General features: G+C 36.6%; 17 protein-coding genes. 10 read left to right on the top strand and 7 right to left on the bottom strand.

Features of this window, described 5'->3' with window-relative positions:
• Positions 1-158 precede the first annotated feature (158 nt).
• Entirely contained in the window at positions 159-971 is an 813-nt protein-coding gene (locus B2145_RS17125) for a hypothetical protein (protein WP_291105052.1), read from the bottom strand.
• A 136-nt stretch (positions 972-1,107) separates the two neighbouring features.
• On the opposite strand from B2145_RS17125, the gene gcvP reads away from it, so the two are divergent.
• The 7 genes from gcvP (at position 1,108) to B2145_RS17090 (ending at position 8,826) form a co-directional block, all read left to right on the top strand.
• The gene (gene gcvP, locus B2145_RS17120; protein WP_291105049.1) at positions 1,108-3,957 is read left to right on the top strand and encodes an aminomethyl-transferring glycine dehydrogenase; all 2,850 of its coding nucleotides are present in this window, start codon (positions 1,108-1,110) and stop codon (positions 3,955-3,957) included.
• 63 nt (positions 3,958-4,020) lie between these two features.
• Positions 4,021-4,383 (top strand): group III truncated hemoglobin, encoded by a 363-nt coding sequence (locus B2145_RS17115; protein ID WP_291105045.1) that lies wholly within the window; start codon positions 4,021-4,023, stop codon positions 4,381-4,383.
• Positions 4,384-4,524: 141 nt separating this feature from the next.
• Positions 4,525-5,583 (top strand): 3-oxoacyl-ACP synthase III family protein, encoded by a 1,059-nt coding sequence (locus B2145_RS17110; protein WP_291105042.1) that lies wholly within the window; start codon positions 4,525-4,527, stop codon positions 5,581-5,583.
• A gap of 240 nt (positions 5,584-5,823) precedes the next feature.
• Entirely contained in the window at positions 5,824-6,345 is a 522-nt protein-coding gene (locus B2145_RS17105) for a methyltransferase domain-containing protein (protein WP_291105040.1), read from the top strand.
• A gap of 31 nt (positions 6,346-6,376) precedes the next feature.
• The gene (locus B2145_RS17100; RefSeq protein ID WP_291105037.1) at positions 6,377-7,228 is read left to right on the top strand and encodes a glycosyltransferase family 2 protein; all 852 of its coding nucleotides are present in this window, start codon (positions 6,377-6,379) and stop codon (positions 7,226-7,228) included.
• A gap of 90 nt (positions 7,229-7,318) precedes the next feature.
• Positions 7,319-8,068 carry an MlaE family ABC transporter permease gene (locus tag B2145_RS17095; RefSeq protein ID WP_291105034.1) on the top strand — a complete coding sequence of 250 codons (750 nt, stop codon included), beginning with the start codon at positions 7,319-7,321 and terminating at the stop codon, positions 8,066-8,068.
• The gene (locus tag B2145_RS17090) at positions 8,065-8,826 is read left to right on the top strand and encodes an ABC transporter ATP-binding protein (protein ID WP_291105031.1); all 762 of its coding nucleotides are present in this window, start codon (positions 8,065-8,067) and stop codon (positions 8,824-8,826) included. Before B2145_RS17095 ends, B2145_RS17090 begins: the two co-directional genes overlap by 4 nt.
• A gap of 1 nt (position 8,827) precedes the next feature.
• Here the strand turns inward: B2145_RS17090 and B2145_RS17085 are convergent, their stop codons facing one another.
• From B2145_RS17085 to B2145_RS17065, 5 genes are all read right to left on the bottom strand, one after another.
• On the bottom strand, positions 8,828-9,754 hold the full coding sequence (locus tag B2145_RS17085; protein WP_291105028.1) for an EamA family transporter: 927 nt from the start codon (positions 9,752-9,754) through the stop codon (positions 8,828-8,830).
• A 47-nt stretch (positions 9,755-9,801) separates the two neighbouring features.
• The gene (locus tag B2145_RS17080; protein WP_291105025.1) at positions 9,802-10,863 is read right to left on the bottom strand and encodes a mannose-1-phosphate guanylyltransferase; all 1,062 of its coding nucleotides are present in this window, start codon (positions 10,861-10,863) and stop codon (positions 9,802-9,804) included.
• 42 nt (positions 10,864-10,905) lie between these two features.
• A complete protein-coding gene (locus B2145_RS17075; RefSeq protein WP_414654573.1) occupies positions 10,906-11,481 on the bottom strand; it encodes a SprT-like domain-containing protein in 576 nt (191 codons plus the stop codon).
• 151 nt (positions 11,482-11,632) lie between these two features.
• The gene (locus B2145_RS17070; RefSeq protein ID WP_291105018.1) at positions 11,633-12,001 is read right to left on the bottom strand and encodes a DUF167 domain-containing protein; all 369 of its coding nucleotides are present in this window, start codon (positions 11,999-12,001) and stop codon (positions 11,633-11,635) included.
• A gap of 39 nt (positions 12,002-12,040) precedes the next feature.
• Complete coding sequence (locus B2145_RS17065; protein WP_291105015.1) at positions 12,041-12,718, bottom strand: SDR family NAD(P)-dependent oxidoreductase; 678 nt, start codon at positions 12,716-12,718, stop codon at positions 12,041-12,043.
• Positions 12,719-12,850: 132 nt separating this feature from the next.
• Between B2145_RS17065 and B2145_RS17060 the strand changes: the two genes are divergently transcribed.
• Together B2145_RS17060 and B2145_RS17055 are read left to right on the top strand one after the other, a co-directional pair.
• Positions 12,851-13,249 (top strand): hypothetical protein, encoded by a 399-nt coding sequence (locus tag B2145_RS17060; RefSeq protein ID WP_291105011.1) that lies wholly within the window; start codon positions 12,851-12,853, stop codon positions 13,247-13,249.
• Positions 13,250-13,258: 9 nt separating this feature from the next.
• Complete coding sequence (locus B2145_RS17055) at positions 13,259-13,429, top strand: hypothetical protein (protein ID WP_291105008.1); 171 nt, start codon at positions 13,259-13,261, stop codon at positions 13,427-13,429.
• 120 nt (positions 13,430-13,549) lie between these two features.
• On the opposite strand, the gene B2145_RS17050 is transcribed toward B2145_RS17055, so the two are convergent.
• The gene (locus tag B2145_RS17050; RefSeq protein ID WP_291105004.1) at positions 13,550-14,692 is read right to left on the bottom strand and encodes an acyl-CoA dehydrogenase family protein; all 1,143 of its coding nucleotides are present in this window, start codon (positions 14,690-14,692) and stop codon (positions 13,550-13,552) included.
• Positions 14,693-14,788: 96 nt separating this feature from the next.
• On the opposite strand from B2145_RS17050, the gene B2145_RS17045 reads away from it, so the two are divergent.
• Entirely contained in the window at positions 14,789-15,856 is a 1,068-nt protein-coding gene (locus B2145_RS17045) for an anhydro-N-acetylmuramic acid kinase (RefSeq protein WP_291105001.1), read from the top strand.
• The last annotated feature ends 16 nt before the right edge of the window (positions 15,857-15,872 follow it).

Raw genomic sequence — 15,872 nt, 5'->3', positions numbered from 1 at the left:
CGTTTCTCAGCAGACCCTAATTATAATATTTCACAACAAAAAATAAGTACTTTGGTTTTCTAGAAATGATTTGGGCAACTAAGCCAATTTGGTTAATATATTCTATTGCCAATTTTAGTTTAAATTCGGTGAATGTTATTGTCAATAGAAGTATTTTTTTAAACTGCCAAAAGCAACAGCCACCAAAATATTGGAACACTTTCTACCCAAAAAGAGGTATAATATTTGGAACGTTTTTCATTGACAAAAAGCAGAAACAACGAAAGTACAATTACTAATATCAGGTTAACAATCAATTGTTTTTGATCAAAATCAGTTTTCAGGAATTCTAAAAAATAAAACGGGATTAGAAGCAAAAGTCCAAGAATTTTAGTCCGCTTCACTCCTATTTGTTGTGGAACCGTTTTCAAATGGGGATCATCATTCGCCAAATCAATGATTTCAAAGATGAGTATCAATACAAAAACAAGGACAAACCGTTGGACACATTTTAAATAAAAATCAGAAGTGATAGAAATTTCGGCATCCAAAATTGGCAATACCAGAGTCACTCCAACCCAACATAAAGCCACAATATAAATTTTTACGCCAGCCCAATTTCGAGCATTTTTTCTGTTTGGAAAAAAAGGAAGCGTGTATAATAAGGTTAATGCTAAAAACGCGACAGAGATAATTTGCGTTATTCGTTGCAATTGAAAAAAGTAAAACCCAACAGCAAAAAACGAAAAAACGCTAAAAAAAATGATTGCTCTTAAACTTCTTCGTAATTGTAATTTTTTAGCCCGGACTAGGCTATCATATTTTACAAAATTGTAACCCACAATAGTTCCAAAAAAAGCAAAATAAGCCATCGGTTTATCCACCGGAACATGGAACATGTGATCCGTCATTCGCACCAATGCATATACCGATAAAGCCACGTGGATACTGCTTTGGATATAAAAATCTATTATTCTCTTTAAAATCTTCATAGTGCAAAAATAATCAAACTGTTAACAAGAACGTATTTTAGTTGAAAAATTCCTAAAAATCAATAGCCTGAACCTCCTTTATTTTGAATTTAATACATAAATTTGCGCTTCAAAAAAACAACACTTTTATCTCTATATGAAAACAGATGCTTTTGCTTTAAGACACATTGGGCCAAGAGAAAATGACCTTCAAATAATGTTGAAAACAATTGGTGCAGCAACACTGGATCAATTGATTTCCGAAACTATTCCAAATGATATTCGCTTAAAAACACCGCTAGATTTAGACCCGGCCATGACTGAATATGAGTATTCGAACCATATTCAACAACTGGGGAATAAAAATAAAATGTTCCAATCCTACATTGGTTTGGGATACAATCAAGCCATTGTTCCTGCAGTTATCCAAAGGAATATTTTTGAAAATCCGGGTTGGTACACCGCTTATACGCCTTATCAAGCTGAAATTTCCCAAGGTCGTTTAGAAGCGATTCTGAATTTCCAAACCATGGTTATCGAACTGACTGGAATGGAAATTGCCAATGCCTCTTTACTCGACGAAGGAACCGCAGCCGCAGAAGCTATGGCTTTATTGTTTGATATTAGAACTCGTGATCAAAAGAAAAACAACATCAATAAATTTTTCGTTTCCGAAGAAATTTTACCACAAACCTTATCGGTTCTACAAACACGTTCAGCTCCAATTGGAGTGGAATTAGTAATTGGAAACCACACGACTTTTGACTTTTCAACTGATTTTTATGGAGCAATCCTTCAATATCCCGGAAAATATGGCCAAGTTTATGATTATGCCGATTTTATTGCTAAAGCAAAAAATAATGAAATAAAAGTAGCCGTTGCTGCCGATATTTTAAGTTTGACAAAACTAACACCTCCTGGCGAAATGGGCGCAGCTGTTGTGGTTGGAACCACACAACGTTTCGGAATTCCGTTAGGTTATGGTGGTCCGCACGCTGCCTATTTTGCCACAAAAGACGAGTACAAAAGAAGTATGCCGGGAAGAATCATCGGTGTTACTGTTGACACTGATGGCAATCGTGCGCTACGTTTGGCTTTGCAAACTCGTGAGCAACATATTAAACGGGACAAAGCGACTTCGAATATTTGTACAGCACAGGTTTTGTTGTCGGTTATGGCAGGAATGTACGCTGTTTATCACGGCCCAAAAGGCTTGCGATATATTGCTAATAAACTACATTCATTGACCACAACTTTGGCAAATGAATTAGAAAAACTGGGATTGCAGCAAACCAATACTGCCTTCTTTGACACCATTGTCGTGAAAGCCGATGCCAAAAAAGTACGCGCGATCGCCGAACAAAACGAAATCAATTTCTATTATATCGACGAAAATACCGTTTCAATTTCATTAAATGAAACCACAAGCATATCCGATATAAATAAAATTATTTCGATTTTCGCTTCCGCAAATGATACGCAGGCAACAACGATTGAAAAATTATCGGAAACCAACCATTTCCCTTCGAAGCTTGAAAGAACTTCAACCTTTTTGCAACACGAAGTTTTCAACAAATACCATTCGGAAACTGCTTTGATGCGCTACATCAAAATGCTCGAACGCAAAGATTTATCCTTGACTCACTCTATGATTTCATTGGGTTCTTGCACGATGAAGTTGAATGCCGCTTCCGAAATGTTGCCTTTGAGCAATGCCAACTGGAATAACATTCACCCATTTGCGCCATTAGATCAAGCGCAAGGATACCAAGAAATGTTGCGTAAACTTGAAAATCAACTGAGCATAATCACTGGATTTTCAGGTACCACTTTGCAGCCGAATTCTGGTGCGCAGGGAGAATATGCCGGATTGATGGTTATTCGCGCTTACCACCAATCTCGTGGCGATAATCATAGAAATATCGCACTTATTCCTTCATCGGCACACGGAACAAATCCGGCATCAGCCGCAATGGCAGGAATGAAAGTTATCGTTACCAAAACATTGGAAAACGGAAATATCGACGTGGAAGATTTGCGAGAAAAAGCAATTCTTCACGCAGCCAATTTATCCTGTTTGATGGTCACTTACCCTTCAACCCACGGTGTTTTTGAAAGTGCCATCAAAGAAATTACACAAATCATTCACGATAACGGCGGACAGGTTTATATGGACGGCGCCAATATGAATGCCCAAGTGGGATTAACCAATCCAGCTACAATTGGAGCTGATGTTTGTCACTTGAATTTGCATAAAACTTTCGCCATTCCTCACGGCGGTGGCGGACCTGGTGTTGGGCCAATTTGCGTAGCTAAACAATTGGTTCCGTTTTTACCGACAAACCCAATTGTTGCAACAGGCGGAGAAAATGCCATCACGGCAATTTCTGCGGCACCTTGGGGTTCGGCATTGGTTTGTTTGATTTCTTATGGCTACATTTCTATGTTGGGAGCCGAAGGCTTGACTGATTCTACGAAACACGCCATCCTGAATGCCAATTATATCAAAGAAAAATTAAAAGGCCATTTTCATACTTTATATTCTGGAGAAATGGGTCGTGCTGCCCATGAAATGATTTTGGACTGTCATCCTTTCAAGAAAAACGGAATTGACGTAACCGACATTTCGAAACGATTAATGGATTACGGTTTCCACGCACCAACCATTTCGTTTCCGGTTCATGACACTATGATGGTTGAACCAACGGAAAGCGAAAACCTGGAAGAATTAGACCGTTTTTGTGACGCATTGATTTCCATCAGAAAGGAGATTGACGCATCAACTGTGGAAGAGAAAAATAATGTCTTGAAAAATTCGCCACATACTTTAGCTATGCTAACTGCCGATGTTTGGGATTTTCCTTATACCAGAGAGCAAGCCGCTTTTCCATTGGAATACATTGCCGAAAACAAATTCTGGCCATCGGTTCGAAGGGCAAATGATGCTTATGGCGACCGGAACTTGGTTTGCAGTTGTGCACCGATTGAGGCTTATATGGAAGACTAGAATATTTATAACTATCAACCCTTTGAGAATTTGAAACTCTCAAAGGGTTTTTAAAATAAAGCCATGAAAGACATACAAACACGAGAAGATTTGCATTTATTAATGAGTGAGTTTTATTTAAAATTACTTGCAGACAGCAAAATAAGTTTCATTTTTAACAAAGTGGCAAAAATAGATTTAGGCCCACATTTACTTGAATTGGTCGATTTCTGGGAACAAATACTTTTTGACACAGGAAGCTACAGAAAAAATGTCCTTCAGATTCATATAGATTTAAATCAAAAGATAAAACTTTCGGAAGAACATTTTGCCATTTGGCTCAACTACTTTAATACAACAATAAACGAAAATTTTGCTGGACAAATCGCAGAAAACATGAAAACAAGAGCATTGTCAATTGCCACGGTAATGAAGATAAAATTGTAGCTTTTTAATAAAATTTTAATAAAACATCACTGTTTTGACTAAAAACAGACTATTTTACAATTGTAATATACAAAGCGTTTTTTATTTAAAAATATCATTTTTTATCTATAAATTTGCTTAAATTTTTTTATATTTTTTCCAATGAAAATAAAAATAACCGGAATAGGAAGTTATATTCCTGAAATAAAAATTGCCAACACTGATTTTGACAAACACATATTTTTAAACGAAGACGGTAGCCCTTTTGGTTACCCAAACGAAGTTGTAATAAGTAAATTTAAAAGCATCACGGGAATCGAAAAAAGACGCTATGCATCTCCTGATCAGTGTTCGTCAGATTTGGCTTTTATAGCTTCAGAAAAAGCTATAAAAAATGCAGGAATCGACCCTGAAACTATTGACTACATCATTTTTGCACACAATTTTGGCGATGTGAAATATGGAACAAATCAATCCGATATGATTCCAAGTTTGGCCACCCGTGTCAAACATAAACTGCAAATAAAAAACCCAAAATGTGTCGCTTACGACATTCTTTTTGGTTGTCCAGGTTGGATAGAAGGCGTGCTTCAAGCCAATGCCTTCATCAAATCCGGAATGGCAAAACGATGCTTGGTAATTGGTTCCGAAACCCTTTCGAGAGTCGTAGATCCACACGATAGAGATTCCATGATTTATTCTGACGGAGCTGGAGCCTCCATAATAGAAGCTTCTGACGATGAAACTGGAATGCTATCCTACGAAAACGCCACTTTTGCCTACGAAGAGGCCAATTACTTGTTTTTTGGAAGATCCTACAATCCAGATTTAGACGAAGATGTTCGCTACATAAAAATGTACGGACGCAAAATTTATGAATTTGCATTGAGCCAAGTTCCAGCGGCAATGAAAAGCTGTCTGGACAAAAGCGGGTTGGGAATCGACGACGTTAAAAAAATCCTGATTCATCAAGCTAACGAGAAGATGGACGAAGCCATAATCCACCGTTTTTACAAATTATACGACAAATCAGTGCCAAAAGACATTATGCCAATGAGCATACATGAACTTGGAAACAGCAGCGTGGCGACGGTTCCAACGCTTTTAGACTTATTGATTCGCGGAAAAATCGAAAATCAAGAACTACATAAAGGAGACGTTATTATTTTTGCATCCGTCGGCGCAGGAATGAATGTCAACGCCTTTGTTTATAGATATTAATTAGTCTTTGCGAGGAACGTGGCAATCTGGAGCAACTTCCAGCTTCCCGATAGCTATCGGGACGTTGCAATATTTTCTTTTTTAAAGAAAAAAAGAAAAGGATTTCCACTGCAAACGAAGTTCACTGAACTCCGATGAAAGTAGAAATAAAGTGAAGTAACCAGGGCTAAAAACCATACAATAAAAAACATCTTATTTATAAATTTGTGTCTTTGAGCCTTCGTGGCAAAACCAAAAAAAATGTACGAGAAAACCTTTCCGAATAAAAGATTCAACCATACTTTAGAATTTCTAAAAAAACACGTTTCTACAACCGAAACTATTCTAGATTTAGGAGTTGAAAATCCGTTTTCCAAGATCATGAAAGCCGAAGGTTTTCAAGTAAAAAACACCACTGGCGAAGATTTAGACAACAATCAAGCCGTGTTTTTGTCAGACAAGCAAGATGTTGTCACGGCTTTCGAAATCTTCGAGCATTTACTCAATCCGTACAGCATTTTAAAAGAAATAAAATCCGACAAACTTCTTATTTCCATTCCTTTGCGATTGTGGTTTTCACCGGCTTATCGCAGCAAAACCGATATGTGGGACAGGCATTACCACGAATTTGAAGATTGGCAATTGGACTGGCTTCTGGAAAAAACGGGTTGGAAAATTATCGACAGGGAAAAATTTACCCATCCTGTCAAGAAAATTGGTTTCCGACCTTTTTTAAGACTTATCACTCCAAGATACTATATTGTTTACGCCGAAAAAAAATAGTTTGCAGTCTCAGTTTTACAGTTTACCACTTATGAAATTTTACATTGTCATTCCGGCCCACAACGAAGAGGATTTCATTGCCTTAACATTGCAATCCTTGATTTCTCAAACTCTTTTGCCAAAAAAAGTGGTGGTGGTCAATGACAATTCTTCCGATAAAACCGCTGAAATTGTTTTGTCTTTTGCCAAAGAAAATCCGTTCATCACTTTGGTAAACAAAACTTCCGAAGCGATACATATGCCGGGAAGCAAGGTCATTCAAGCCTTTTACAAGGGTTTCGAAACCCTGGATAATGACTATGACATTATCGTAAAACTGGACGCCGATTTAATTTTACCCAACAATTATTTTGAACGTATTTCATCCATTTTCGAAAAAGAGGCAACAGTGGGAATGGCCGGCGGATTTGCCTATATCGAAAAGAACGGTGGCTGGATTTTAGAAAACCTAACCGATAAAGATCATATACGAGGTGCATTTAAAGCCTATAGAAAGAAATGTTTCGAACAAATAGGAAACTTGAAACCGGCAATGGGTTGGGATACTGTTGATGAATTATTATGTAAATTTTATGGTTGGAAAGTGGTTACTGATGAGAGCTTGAAAGTAAAACACCTGAAACCAACTGGCGCCAACTATAACAAAACAGCCCGTTACAAACAGGGCGAAGCGTTTTACACCTTGGGTTACGGATTTTTTATTACTGCAATTGCTTCGGCAAAACTGGCAATGATGAAAAAGAAACCTTTTCTTTTTTTGGATTATGTTCAGGGTTTTTTGAAAGCCAAATCGGCAAAAACCCCTTTATTGGTCACTAAAGATCAAGCTAAATTCATCAGAAATTATCGCTGGAAAAAAATGAGAGAGAAGTTAATTCGTTAATTTGTTTATTCGAGTTTTAAAAAAACTGCAAACTGTAAACAGTAAACTGCAAACTTATTCTTAATTTAGCCCATATTTACATGTAAAACTATGATGCTCATTCGTTATTTATCACAGACAGGAAAATACTTCTTGATGCTGAAAGAAATTTTCAGCAAACAGACCAAATGGTGCGTGATGAGAAGTCTTATCTTCAAAGAAATTGACGATATCATTATTGGATCGCTCGGAATTGTGGCTTTCATTTCCTTTTTTGTTGGAGGCGTTGTTGCAATACAGACAGCGTTAAATTTAACCAATCCATTAATTCCAAAATACCTTATTGGTTTTGCCACGCGACAATCCGTGATATTAGAGTTTGCCCCAACATTTATTTCCGTAATTATGGCAGGGAAAATGGGTTCTTTTATTACGTCAAGTATAGGAACAATGCGCGTTACAGAGCAAATTGACGCCCTTGAAGTTATGGGAGTAAACTCCTTGAATTATCTTGTTTTTCCAAAAATTATTGCCTTGTTACTTTATCCTTTTGTTATTGGAATAAGTATGTTTCTGGGAATTCTTGGCGGCTGGATGGCAGCAGTTTACGGCGGTTTTACATCAAGTGCCGATTTTATTGAAGGAGCCCAATTCGATTTCAACCCTTTCCATATTACTTATGCTTTTATTAAAACGATAATTTTTGCCATGTTGTTGGCAACAATCCCGTCTTTTCATGGCTATTATATGAAAGGAGGCGCACTCGAAGTGGGAAAAGCAAGTACGATGGCATTCGTTTGGACATCAGTTACCATAATACTTTTCAATTATATACTAACTCAATTGTTACTTGGCTCATGATAGAAATAAAAAATGCAGAAAAATCATTTGGCGACAGCAAAGTTCTTAAAGGTGTTTCGGCAATTTTTGAAACTGGAAAGACAAATTTAGTAATTGGGCAAAGTGGTTCTGGCAAGACCGTATTGCTCAAATGTTTACTGGGAATTCACACGCTGGATGTGGGAACCATTTCATTTGACGGTAGAATTTATTCCGAACTTGGTCAGAGTGAAAAACGAGAATTACGTACCGAAATTGGTATGGTTTTCCAAGGAAGCGCCTTGTTTGATTCCATGACAGTAGCAGAAAATGTGGGTTTCCCGCTGAAAATGTTCACCAATGAAGGCAACGCTAAAATTCAGAAACGTGTTGATTTTGTTCTAAAAAGGGTCAACCTTGTTGATGCACATAATAAATTACCATCGGAGATTTCTGGTGGAATGCAAAAACGGGTTGCCATAGCTCGCGCCATAGTAAATAAACCAAAATATTTATTTTGCGATGAACCCAATTCTGGTTTAGATCCAAACACGGCCACATTAATTGATAATCTTATCGAAGAAATAACCGAAGAATATAATATCACCACCGTAATAAACACCCATGACATGAACTCGGTAATGGAAATCGGGGATAAAATTTTCTTTTTAAAAAATGGCTTTAAAGAATGGGAAGGCACTAAAGAAGAAATTTTCAGAACCGACAATCAAGCCATTGTAGACTTTGTCTATTCTTCAAATTTATTCAAAAAAGTTAGGGAGGCCTACTTGAGAGGCTAGTCTATATTTTTTTATGTCCTATTATTTTTGATTGATAACCTCTCCAATTTATTAAAACCACCCCGAATAGAATTATAAATAAGGTAAATAGTTGTTTTATATTTACAGTTTCTTTGGCAAACATCCAACCCAAGAAAATTGCAATCACCGGGTTTACATACACATAAGTTCCTACTTGTATCAACGAGCGTTTGGTAATCAACCACACATAAGCCCCAAAAGCCAAAATTCCGAAAAAAGCTAGATAAGCCGTACTTAACCAAGAGATTAGCGACACATTACCTATATTAAAATCCTTTGTTTCGCCTGCAAAATAGGAAATTCCCAAGCAAACAATCCCCGCGGAAATAAATTGCAAGGCAACATTCATCAAAGTGGGCAAGGTTGTTGGATGGTATCTTGAAAACAAGGAACCTAAAGCCCACAATATTCCACCAACGGTAACAGTGCTGATTCCCAAAACAAAATGCTCGGAAACAATAGAATTATTATTTCCTTCGAAAAGTATAAAAATGCCAGCAAAACCAATGATTAACCCCAAAATCGAACTGATATTGGAAAAATTTTCTTTCCATTTTGGATAATCCAAAACCAGAAACCAAAACGGCAAAACACAAAACACAATCGATACAATTCCAGTGGGAACATACTGTTCTGCCCACATTATTGAACCTGTTCCTCCAACTAGCATAAGCGTTCCGTATAGTGTGTTTTTTAAGACGTCTCTTTTTCTTGGCAATTGCAAATCTCCTTGTTTTTTGAGCAAAACAAGCAACAATAAACCCGATATTACGAATCGCAAGCCCATCAACATAAAAGGAGGAATGGTTTCTAAACCTAAAAAAATGAAGTAATACGTGCTTCCCCAAATAATATAAATCGCTGCAAAAGCTAAATAAATGAGGAGTTGGTTTTCTTTTTTTGGCACTGAATTTTATCGTTGAATTGGTTTTTAAATTTGGTTTGTTTCTAAAACTATTTTAACTGAGAGACTATTCCTTTTATTTCCTGTTCTTTACTTTTAGGGTAAATCAGTAAAACATTGTCTTTATCAACAATAATATAATCTTCAAGACCATCAATAATCACCAATTTATCTTTTGATGTACTTATGATATTACTCGAAGCATTTTGCAATAAAACTGTTGCATTTACCACGGCATTGTTGTAGTCATCTTTTGGTAGTTTTTCATGCAAAGAACCCCATGTACCAAGATCATTCCAATCAAAAGTAGCTGGAAGAACATAAACGTTTTTGGCATTCTCCATCAGTGCGTAATCAATGGAAATGTTTTCGGCCAATCCGTAATTTTCTTCAATAAACGATTTTTCGGAAGACGTGTTATAACTTTCTAATCCTTTTTGAAATAACGCATTCATTTGTGGCTGAAATTGCTCAAAAGCTTCGGTTATTGCCTTCACGCTCCAAATAAAAATTCCGCCATTCCATAAGAAGTTTCCACTTTTAACAAACGATTTTGCCGTTTCATAATCAGGTTTTTCACGAAATTGGGAAACCTTTTTTATTGGATTAGAATCCGTTTTGTCATATTCGATATAACCAAAACCAGTAGTGGGAAAAGTGGGTTGAATCCCGAGAGTCATCAACGCATTTTCTTTGGAACAAAAATCAAAACATTTTTGCAAATTTTCTGTAAAAGCATTTTCATCTTCAATCCAATGATCGCTAGGCGCCACAACCATAACTGCATCGGGATTTTGCTTTTGTATTTTTAGCGAGGCATATAAAATACAAGGTGCGGTATTTCGCATAGCGGGCTCCAATAAAACTTGTTCTTGTTTCACCATTGGCAATTGCTCTAAAACAATCGAATTGTATTTCTCGTTAGTCAAAATTAAGATATTCTCGACAGGAATTATTTTAGATAATCGACTGAAAGTTTTCTGGATAAGGGTTTCGCCCGCACCAAGCATATCATGGAACTGTTTCGGAAAATCGGTAGTGCTTACTGGCCAAAACCGTGAACCAACTCCGCCAGCCATCAGAATTGCGTAATAATTTTTATTTGTTTTCATATGTTTGCGGTTCGATTTGACCGTTGTTTTTTTAGATTTACATCAACTTGGCAATAATTCTACCTCGGCATTTGGATTGAAAAGATAGGTTTTTCCCGAACTTATTTCCAAACACTCGAAACGTTTGGTTCTTAAGGCTATTTTCTTAAAAATCTTTCCGTTATGAATCCTGAAAACACTTCCGTAAGGGATTTCAAAGATATGGTTTTTATCGTTTTGTATGTCAAATTGTTTCAATGCCAAAGATAAAGTGGCGTCAGTATCGCTACTTGCGGAAGGATTTCTGAAATGTCGTGCCAATAACGGCAACAAATGATTGGGAAAAATCTCAGGACGAATAAATGGAATCATCAATCGTTGAAATGAATGTTTCCACTCGCTTCCGTGTGGCTTGATGTTGCGTCCGAATTTCTCAAAAGCCACCAAATGTGAAATTTCGTGAACCAGCGTAATCAAAAACTTATATTTATTCAAACTTGAATTTACAGTAATTTGATGAAATCCATCAGGATGTCTTCTATAATCCCCATGGCGAGTTAATCGTTCATTTACAATTTTTAAATGCACATGATTGATTTTGATCAACTCAAAAACGGGTTCCACTGCGTGGTCTGGCATATATTTTAGGAGAATATCTTTCAAGTTAGGAGTTATAAATTATGCGTGTTTTTATGTTATTTATGAAACTTTTTTAAACTATTTTTAACTTAAAACTACTATATATTATGAGCTAAAAGCTATGCCATTATTCTCTTGATAAACCAATTTTTCATCTTTCTATTTCTCGGGAAATTTCTGACGGCAAATTGATTATATTTTTAATCCGTAATTGTTTATTTACATTGAATCTTCCAAATACTACTTCAATATCCTTATTGGAAACTTGAAATTCTTTAGCCAAAAAACGCACCATGTGGTCGGTTGCCTTTCCTGCGCGAGGTGACTCTGTAACACTAACTTTAAGTTGATTTCCCTTAACTTTACCAATAGCATCTCGTTTAGCGCTTGGAGTGCCAAGGATATTAAGCACTAATATACCTCCATCCCAAGCATAAAATGAATTCATTTTCTTCGGGTTTATTTCAGGCTCTTGTGTAGTTTCCAGTATGATTTCTTGTGTCTTCTTTTTTCTTGCCATTGTTTTTTTTGTAATATTAAACTAACAACTCCCAATCATTTATGGATTTGTAGAAGAAACTTGCAGCACTTTTCCGTTGTAATATTTATTCCCGGTCAAGGCAAAGTTAAAAATATAATCGGCCATTTCCTTTGCCGAAATAGGTGCTTCGTAACCCGGGAATGCTTCTTGCAACATTTCGGTCTGAACGGCACCAAGAGCCAAAACATTAAACGAAATTCCTCGTTCTTTATATTCTTCGGCTAATAATTCTGACAAGGTAATCACTGCTCCTTTACTGGAACTGTAGGTAGAAAGTCCGGAGAATTTCAAGCTCCCTTGTATTCCTCCCATTGAACTTATGGTGACAACGTGGCTTCCTTTTTGCAAATAAGGCAAGCAAACACGAGTCAAATTGGCTACGCCAAAAACATTGACTTTATAGATGTTTTCGAAATCTTCTTGGGAAGTTTCTGAAAAAGGTTTCAACAATAAACTTCCCGCATTGTGGATAATAATATCAATAGTTGACCAAGAATTAGATAGAAAATCTTCAACCTTTTGCATTTCGGCTTCATCTGACAAATCAACAGAAAGACAAGTAATATTTTGATTTTCGATAAGTGCTTGGGGCGTTTTTCTGGAAATTGCCAATACATTGTGACCGGCTTTGGCAAACTGCAAAGCCAACTCATAGCCAATTCCTCTTGAAGTTCCCGTGATGATGATGTTTTTCATCTAGCGAAAATAAGCAAAAACTTTAAAAAAAGCGATTTTTAGGGCAAGTGATTCTTCAAATATAAAAATTAGGTTTCCTGTTTTTTTTCTTAATTTTGGACAGAAATTAATCCCCTTTTGAATTTATTTAAAATGACGGAAAACACACGACTGGAAGTAGCAAAATTAAGTGATATTGAAGGTGTTTTGGATTTACAAAAACGCTATCTCGTTTCTAATTTAACCGAAGAAGAAAAGAAATCAGGTTTTGTAACCACTCCTTTTTCCGTCGAACAATTGACTTATGTCATCAATAACGAAGGGCTTTTTGTTGCCAAAGACAACAACAAAATCATTGCTTATATCTTTGCCGAAAGCTGGGACTTTTTTAGTCAATATCCAATTTTCGAACGTATGATTAGCTTGTTTCCTGAACTCTCCTTTTTCGATTTTGAAATAACTTCAACCAGCAGTTTCCAATATGGACCAGTTTGTATCGACAAAAAATACAGGGGAAAAGGACTGATTAATCTGCTCTTCGAATTTATGTGAATTCACATTGTGAAAAAATATCCGTTGAGTCTGACTTTTATCAACAAAACCAATGCGCCATCGCTAAAAGCACATACCGAAAAACTGAAATGGACCATCATTTCTGATTTCGAATTCAACAATAACAACTATTTCATTTTGGCGTATGATATGTCAAAACCGGCTTTGACAACAACCTAATTCTTTTTCAATCGGTACTGTTTTTTGTAAACCATAAGCTATCCAATTAAAAAAAATATTCATATAATTTGTTGGGTGCAATTAGTTTTTGATAATTGCACCCAACGGATTCATATAAAATTATCCTGCTATAATGCTTCGCGAGATCACGATTTTTTGAATTTCCGAAGTGCCTTCATAAATTTGGGTAATCTTGGCATCACGCATCATTCGCTCCACGTGGTACTCTTTCACATACCCGTTTCCTCCGTGTATTTGCACCGCTTCGACAGCCGTGTCCATGGCGGTTTGTGAAGCAAAAAGTTTTGCCATTGCCCCACTAATATCATAATCTTTATGGTTATCCTTGTCCCAAGCCGCTTTCATACAAAGATGTCTTGCGGCTTCAATATTTACCGCCATATCGGCAAGTTTGAAGGCGATGGCTTGATGATTGCAAATTTCTGTACCAAAAGCTTTACGTTCTTTTGAATATTTCAAAGCCAATTCATAGGCTCCAGATGCAATTCCCAAAGCTTGTGAAGCAATCCCTATTCTTCCACCAGCCAAAGTTTTCATCGCAAATTTGAATCCAAAACCATCTTCCCCTATTCTGTTTTCTTTAGGTACTTTTACATCGGTAAACATCAACGAATGTGTATCGGAACCACGAATTCCCATTTTATGCTCTTTTGGGCCAATAGCAAAACCAGGCATATCCTTAGTCATAATCAACGCATTAATTCCTTTATGCTTTTTTTCTATATGAGTTTGAACTATTACAATATAAACTGAAGCTGTATTCCCGTTTGTAATCCAATTTTTTGTTCCGTTAACCAGATAATGATCTCCCATATCGACAGCGGTGGTTTTTTGGGAAGTGGCATCACTCCCCGCTTCGGGTTCGCTTAAACAAAAGGCTCCGTGAATTTGGCCGGAAGCCAAACCTGGCAAATAGTTGCGTTTTTGCTCTTCGGATCCAAAAGCCTGTAATCCCCAGCAAACAAGTGAATTATTCACGGACATTACCACCGAGGCCGAAGCATCAACTTTTGAAATTTCTTCCATCGCAATAACATAAGAAATGGTGTCCAAACCACTTCCACCGTATTCAGGGTCAACCATCATTCCCATAAACCCAAGCTTACCCATTTTTTTTACTTGTTCAGCCGGGAATATTTGTTTATCGTCTCTTTCAATTACACCAGGCAACAATTCGTTTTGAGCAAAATCTCTGGCAGCTTGTTGCACCATTAATTGTTCTTCGGTTAGATTAAAATCCATAATTATATAAAATAAATGTTGCTTTTTGTTATAAAAATACTTTCAAAGATACTTTTTTATAATGAAATTTTCAATTTTGATTAGTAATTTTGGACAATGAAAAAAAATCACTACAACGTTATCGGAGTTATGTCGGGAACATCACTTGACGGCGTTGATTTAGCCCATATTGAATTCCGGTTTAACAACTCCAAATGGGCATTTGAAATCCTTGAGTGCGAAACCATTGGCTATAACCAAAGTTGGATTAATAATCTAAAATTAGCCGTAGATTTTTCTGAAACAGAGTTGAAAAACTTAAATGAAGAATACACTAAACTTCTCGCATCGATTATTTCTGATTTTATCGAAAAGTATAAAATTAAAAATCTTGATGCAGTTTGTTCGCACGGACATACTATTTTGCACCAACCGGAAAAAGGATTGACGCTTCAAATTGGCAATTTACCCGGAATTTCATCTTTGGTTCATCAAACTGTGGTTTGTGATTTCAGGGTTCAGGATGTTGAACTTGGCGGTCAAGGTGCTCCCTTGGTTCCCATTGGTGACCGGATTTTATTTCCGGAATATGAGTTTTGCATCAATTTAGGCGGATTTTCTAATATTTCATTTGAAGAAAATGGAGTGAGAATCGCATTCGACATTTCACCAGTTAACACGGTTTTGAATTATTATGCCAATCAATTGGGATTGGATTATGATGATAAAGGCAAAATTGCGAGAACCGGAAAAACCAACCAAAGCTTGTTGAAAGAATTAAACTCCTTGGATTTTTATCAACAAAAACATCCTAAATCATTGGGTTTTGAATTTGTAAAAGCAATTGTTTTACCTTTAATCGAAAGTTTCAAAATAGACATAGAAGACAAACTACGCACTTTTACCGAGCACGTGGCTTTGCAAATTGCACTAGCTTTGCCCAATAAAAAAGGCCGAATGCTAGTCACTGGAGGCGGCGCTTATAATGATTTCCTTGTCGAGCGCATTCAACACTATTTGCCGGAAATGGAAATCATAATTCCGTCGGCTAAAATTTTGGAATTCAAGGAAGCCTTGATATTCGCCTTGTTGGGAATTCTAAAATTACGAGGAGAAATTAATGTACTAAGTAGTGTAACAGGTGCTGAAAGGAACCATAGCTCGGGAAAAATTTATACTGTTTGAACGAATAAAGCAAAAG

The sequence above is a fragment of the Flavobacterium sp. UBA5153 genome (assembly GCA_002413745.1).
GTDB lineage: Bacteria > Bacteroidota > Bacteroidia > Flavobacteriales > Flavobacteriaceae > Flavobacterium.
This window is presented reverse-complemented; position numbering and strand designations above follow the sequence as displayed.

What these genes read in the sequence shown, in the direction of transcription:
- B2145_RS17125 (WP_291105052.1), bottom strand. Translation starts at nt 971, where the DNA reads ATGAAGATTTTAAAGAGAATAATAGATTTTTATATCCAAAGCAGTATC.
- gcvP (WP_291105049.1), top strand. Translation starts at nt 1,108, where the DNA reads ATGAAAACAGATGCTTTTGCTTTAAGACACATTGGGCCAAGAGAAAAT.
- B2145_RS17115 (WP_291105045.1), top strand. Translation starts at nt 4,021, where the DNA reads ATGAAAGACATACAAACACGAGAAGATTTGCATTTATTAATGAGTGAG.
- B2145_RS17110 (WP_291105042.1), top strand. Translation starts at nt 4,525, where the DNA reads ATGAAAATAAAAATAACCGGAATAGGAAGTTATATTCCTGAAATAAAA.
- B2145_RS17105 (WP_291105040.1), top strand. Translation starts at nt 5,824, where the DNA reads ATGTACGAGAAAACCTTTCCGAATAAAAGATTCAACCATACTTTAGAA.
- B2145_RS17100 (WP_291105037.1), top strand. Translation starts at nt 6,377, where the DNA reads ATGAAATTTTACATTGTCATTCCGGCCCACAACGAAGAGGATTTCATT.
- B2145_RS17095 (WP_291105034.1), top strand. Translation starts at nt 7,319, where the DNA reads ATGATGCTCATTCGTTATTTATCACAGACAGGAAAATACTTCTTGATG.
- B2145_RS17090 (WP_291105031.1), top strand. Translation starts at nt 8,065, where the DNA reads ATGATAGAAATAAAAAATGCAGAAAAATCATTTGGCGACAGCAAAGTT.
- B2145_RS17080 (WP_291105025.1), bottom strand. Translation starts at nt 10,863, where the DNA reads ATGAAAACAAATAAAAATTATTACGCAATTCTGATGGCTGGCGGAGTT.
- B2145_RS17075 (WP_414654573.1), bottom strand. Translation starts at nt 11,481, where the DNA reads ATGCCAGACCACGCAGTGGAACCCGTTTTTGAGTTGATCAAAATCAAT.
- B2145_RS17070 (WP_291105018.1), bottom strand. Translation starts at nt 12,001, where the DNA reads ATGGCAAGAAAAAAGAAGACACAAGAAATCATACTGGAAACTACACAA.
- B2145_RS17065 (WP_291105015.1), bottom strand. Translation starts at nt 12,718, where the DNA reads ATGAAAAACATCATCATCACGGGAACTTCAAGAGGAATTGGCTATGAG.
- B2145_RS17060 (WP_291105011.1), top strand. Translation starts at nt 12,851, where the DNA reads ATGACGGAAAACACACGACTGGAAGTAGCAAAATTAAGTGATATTGAA.
- B2145_RS17050 (WP_291105004.1), bottom strand. Translation starts at nt 14,692, where the DNA reads ATGGATTTTAATCTAACCGAAGAACAATTAATGGTGCAACAAGCTGCC.
- B2145_RS17045 (WP_291105001.1), top strand. Translation starts at nt 14,789, where the DNA reads ATGAAAAAAAATCACTACAACGTTATCGGAGTTATGTCGGGAACATCA.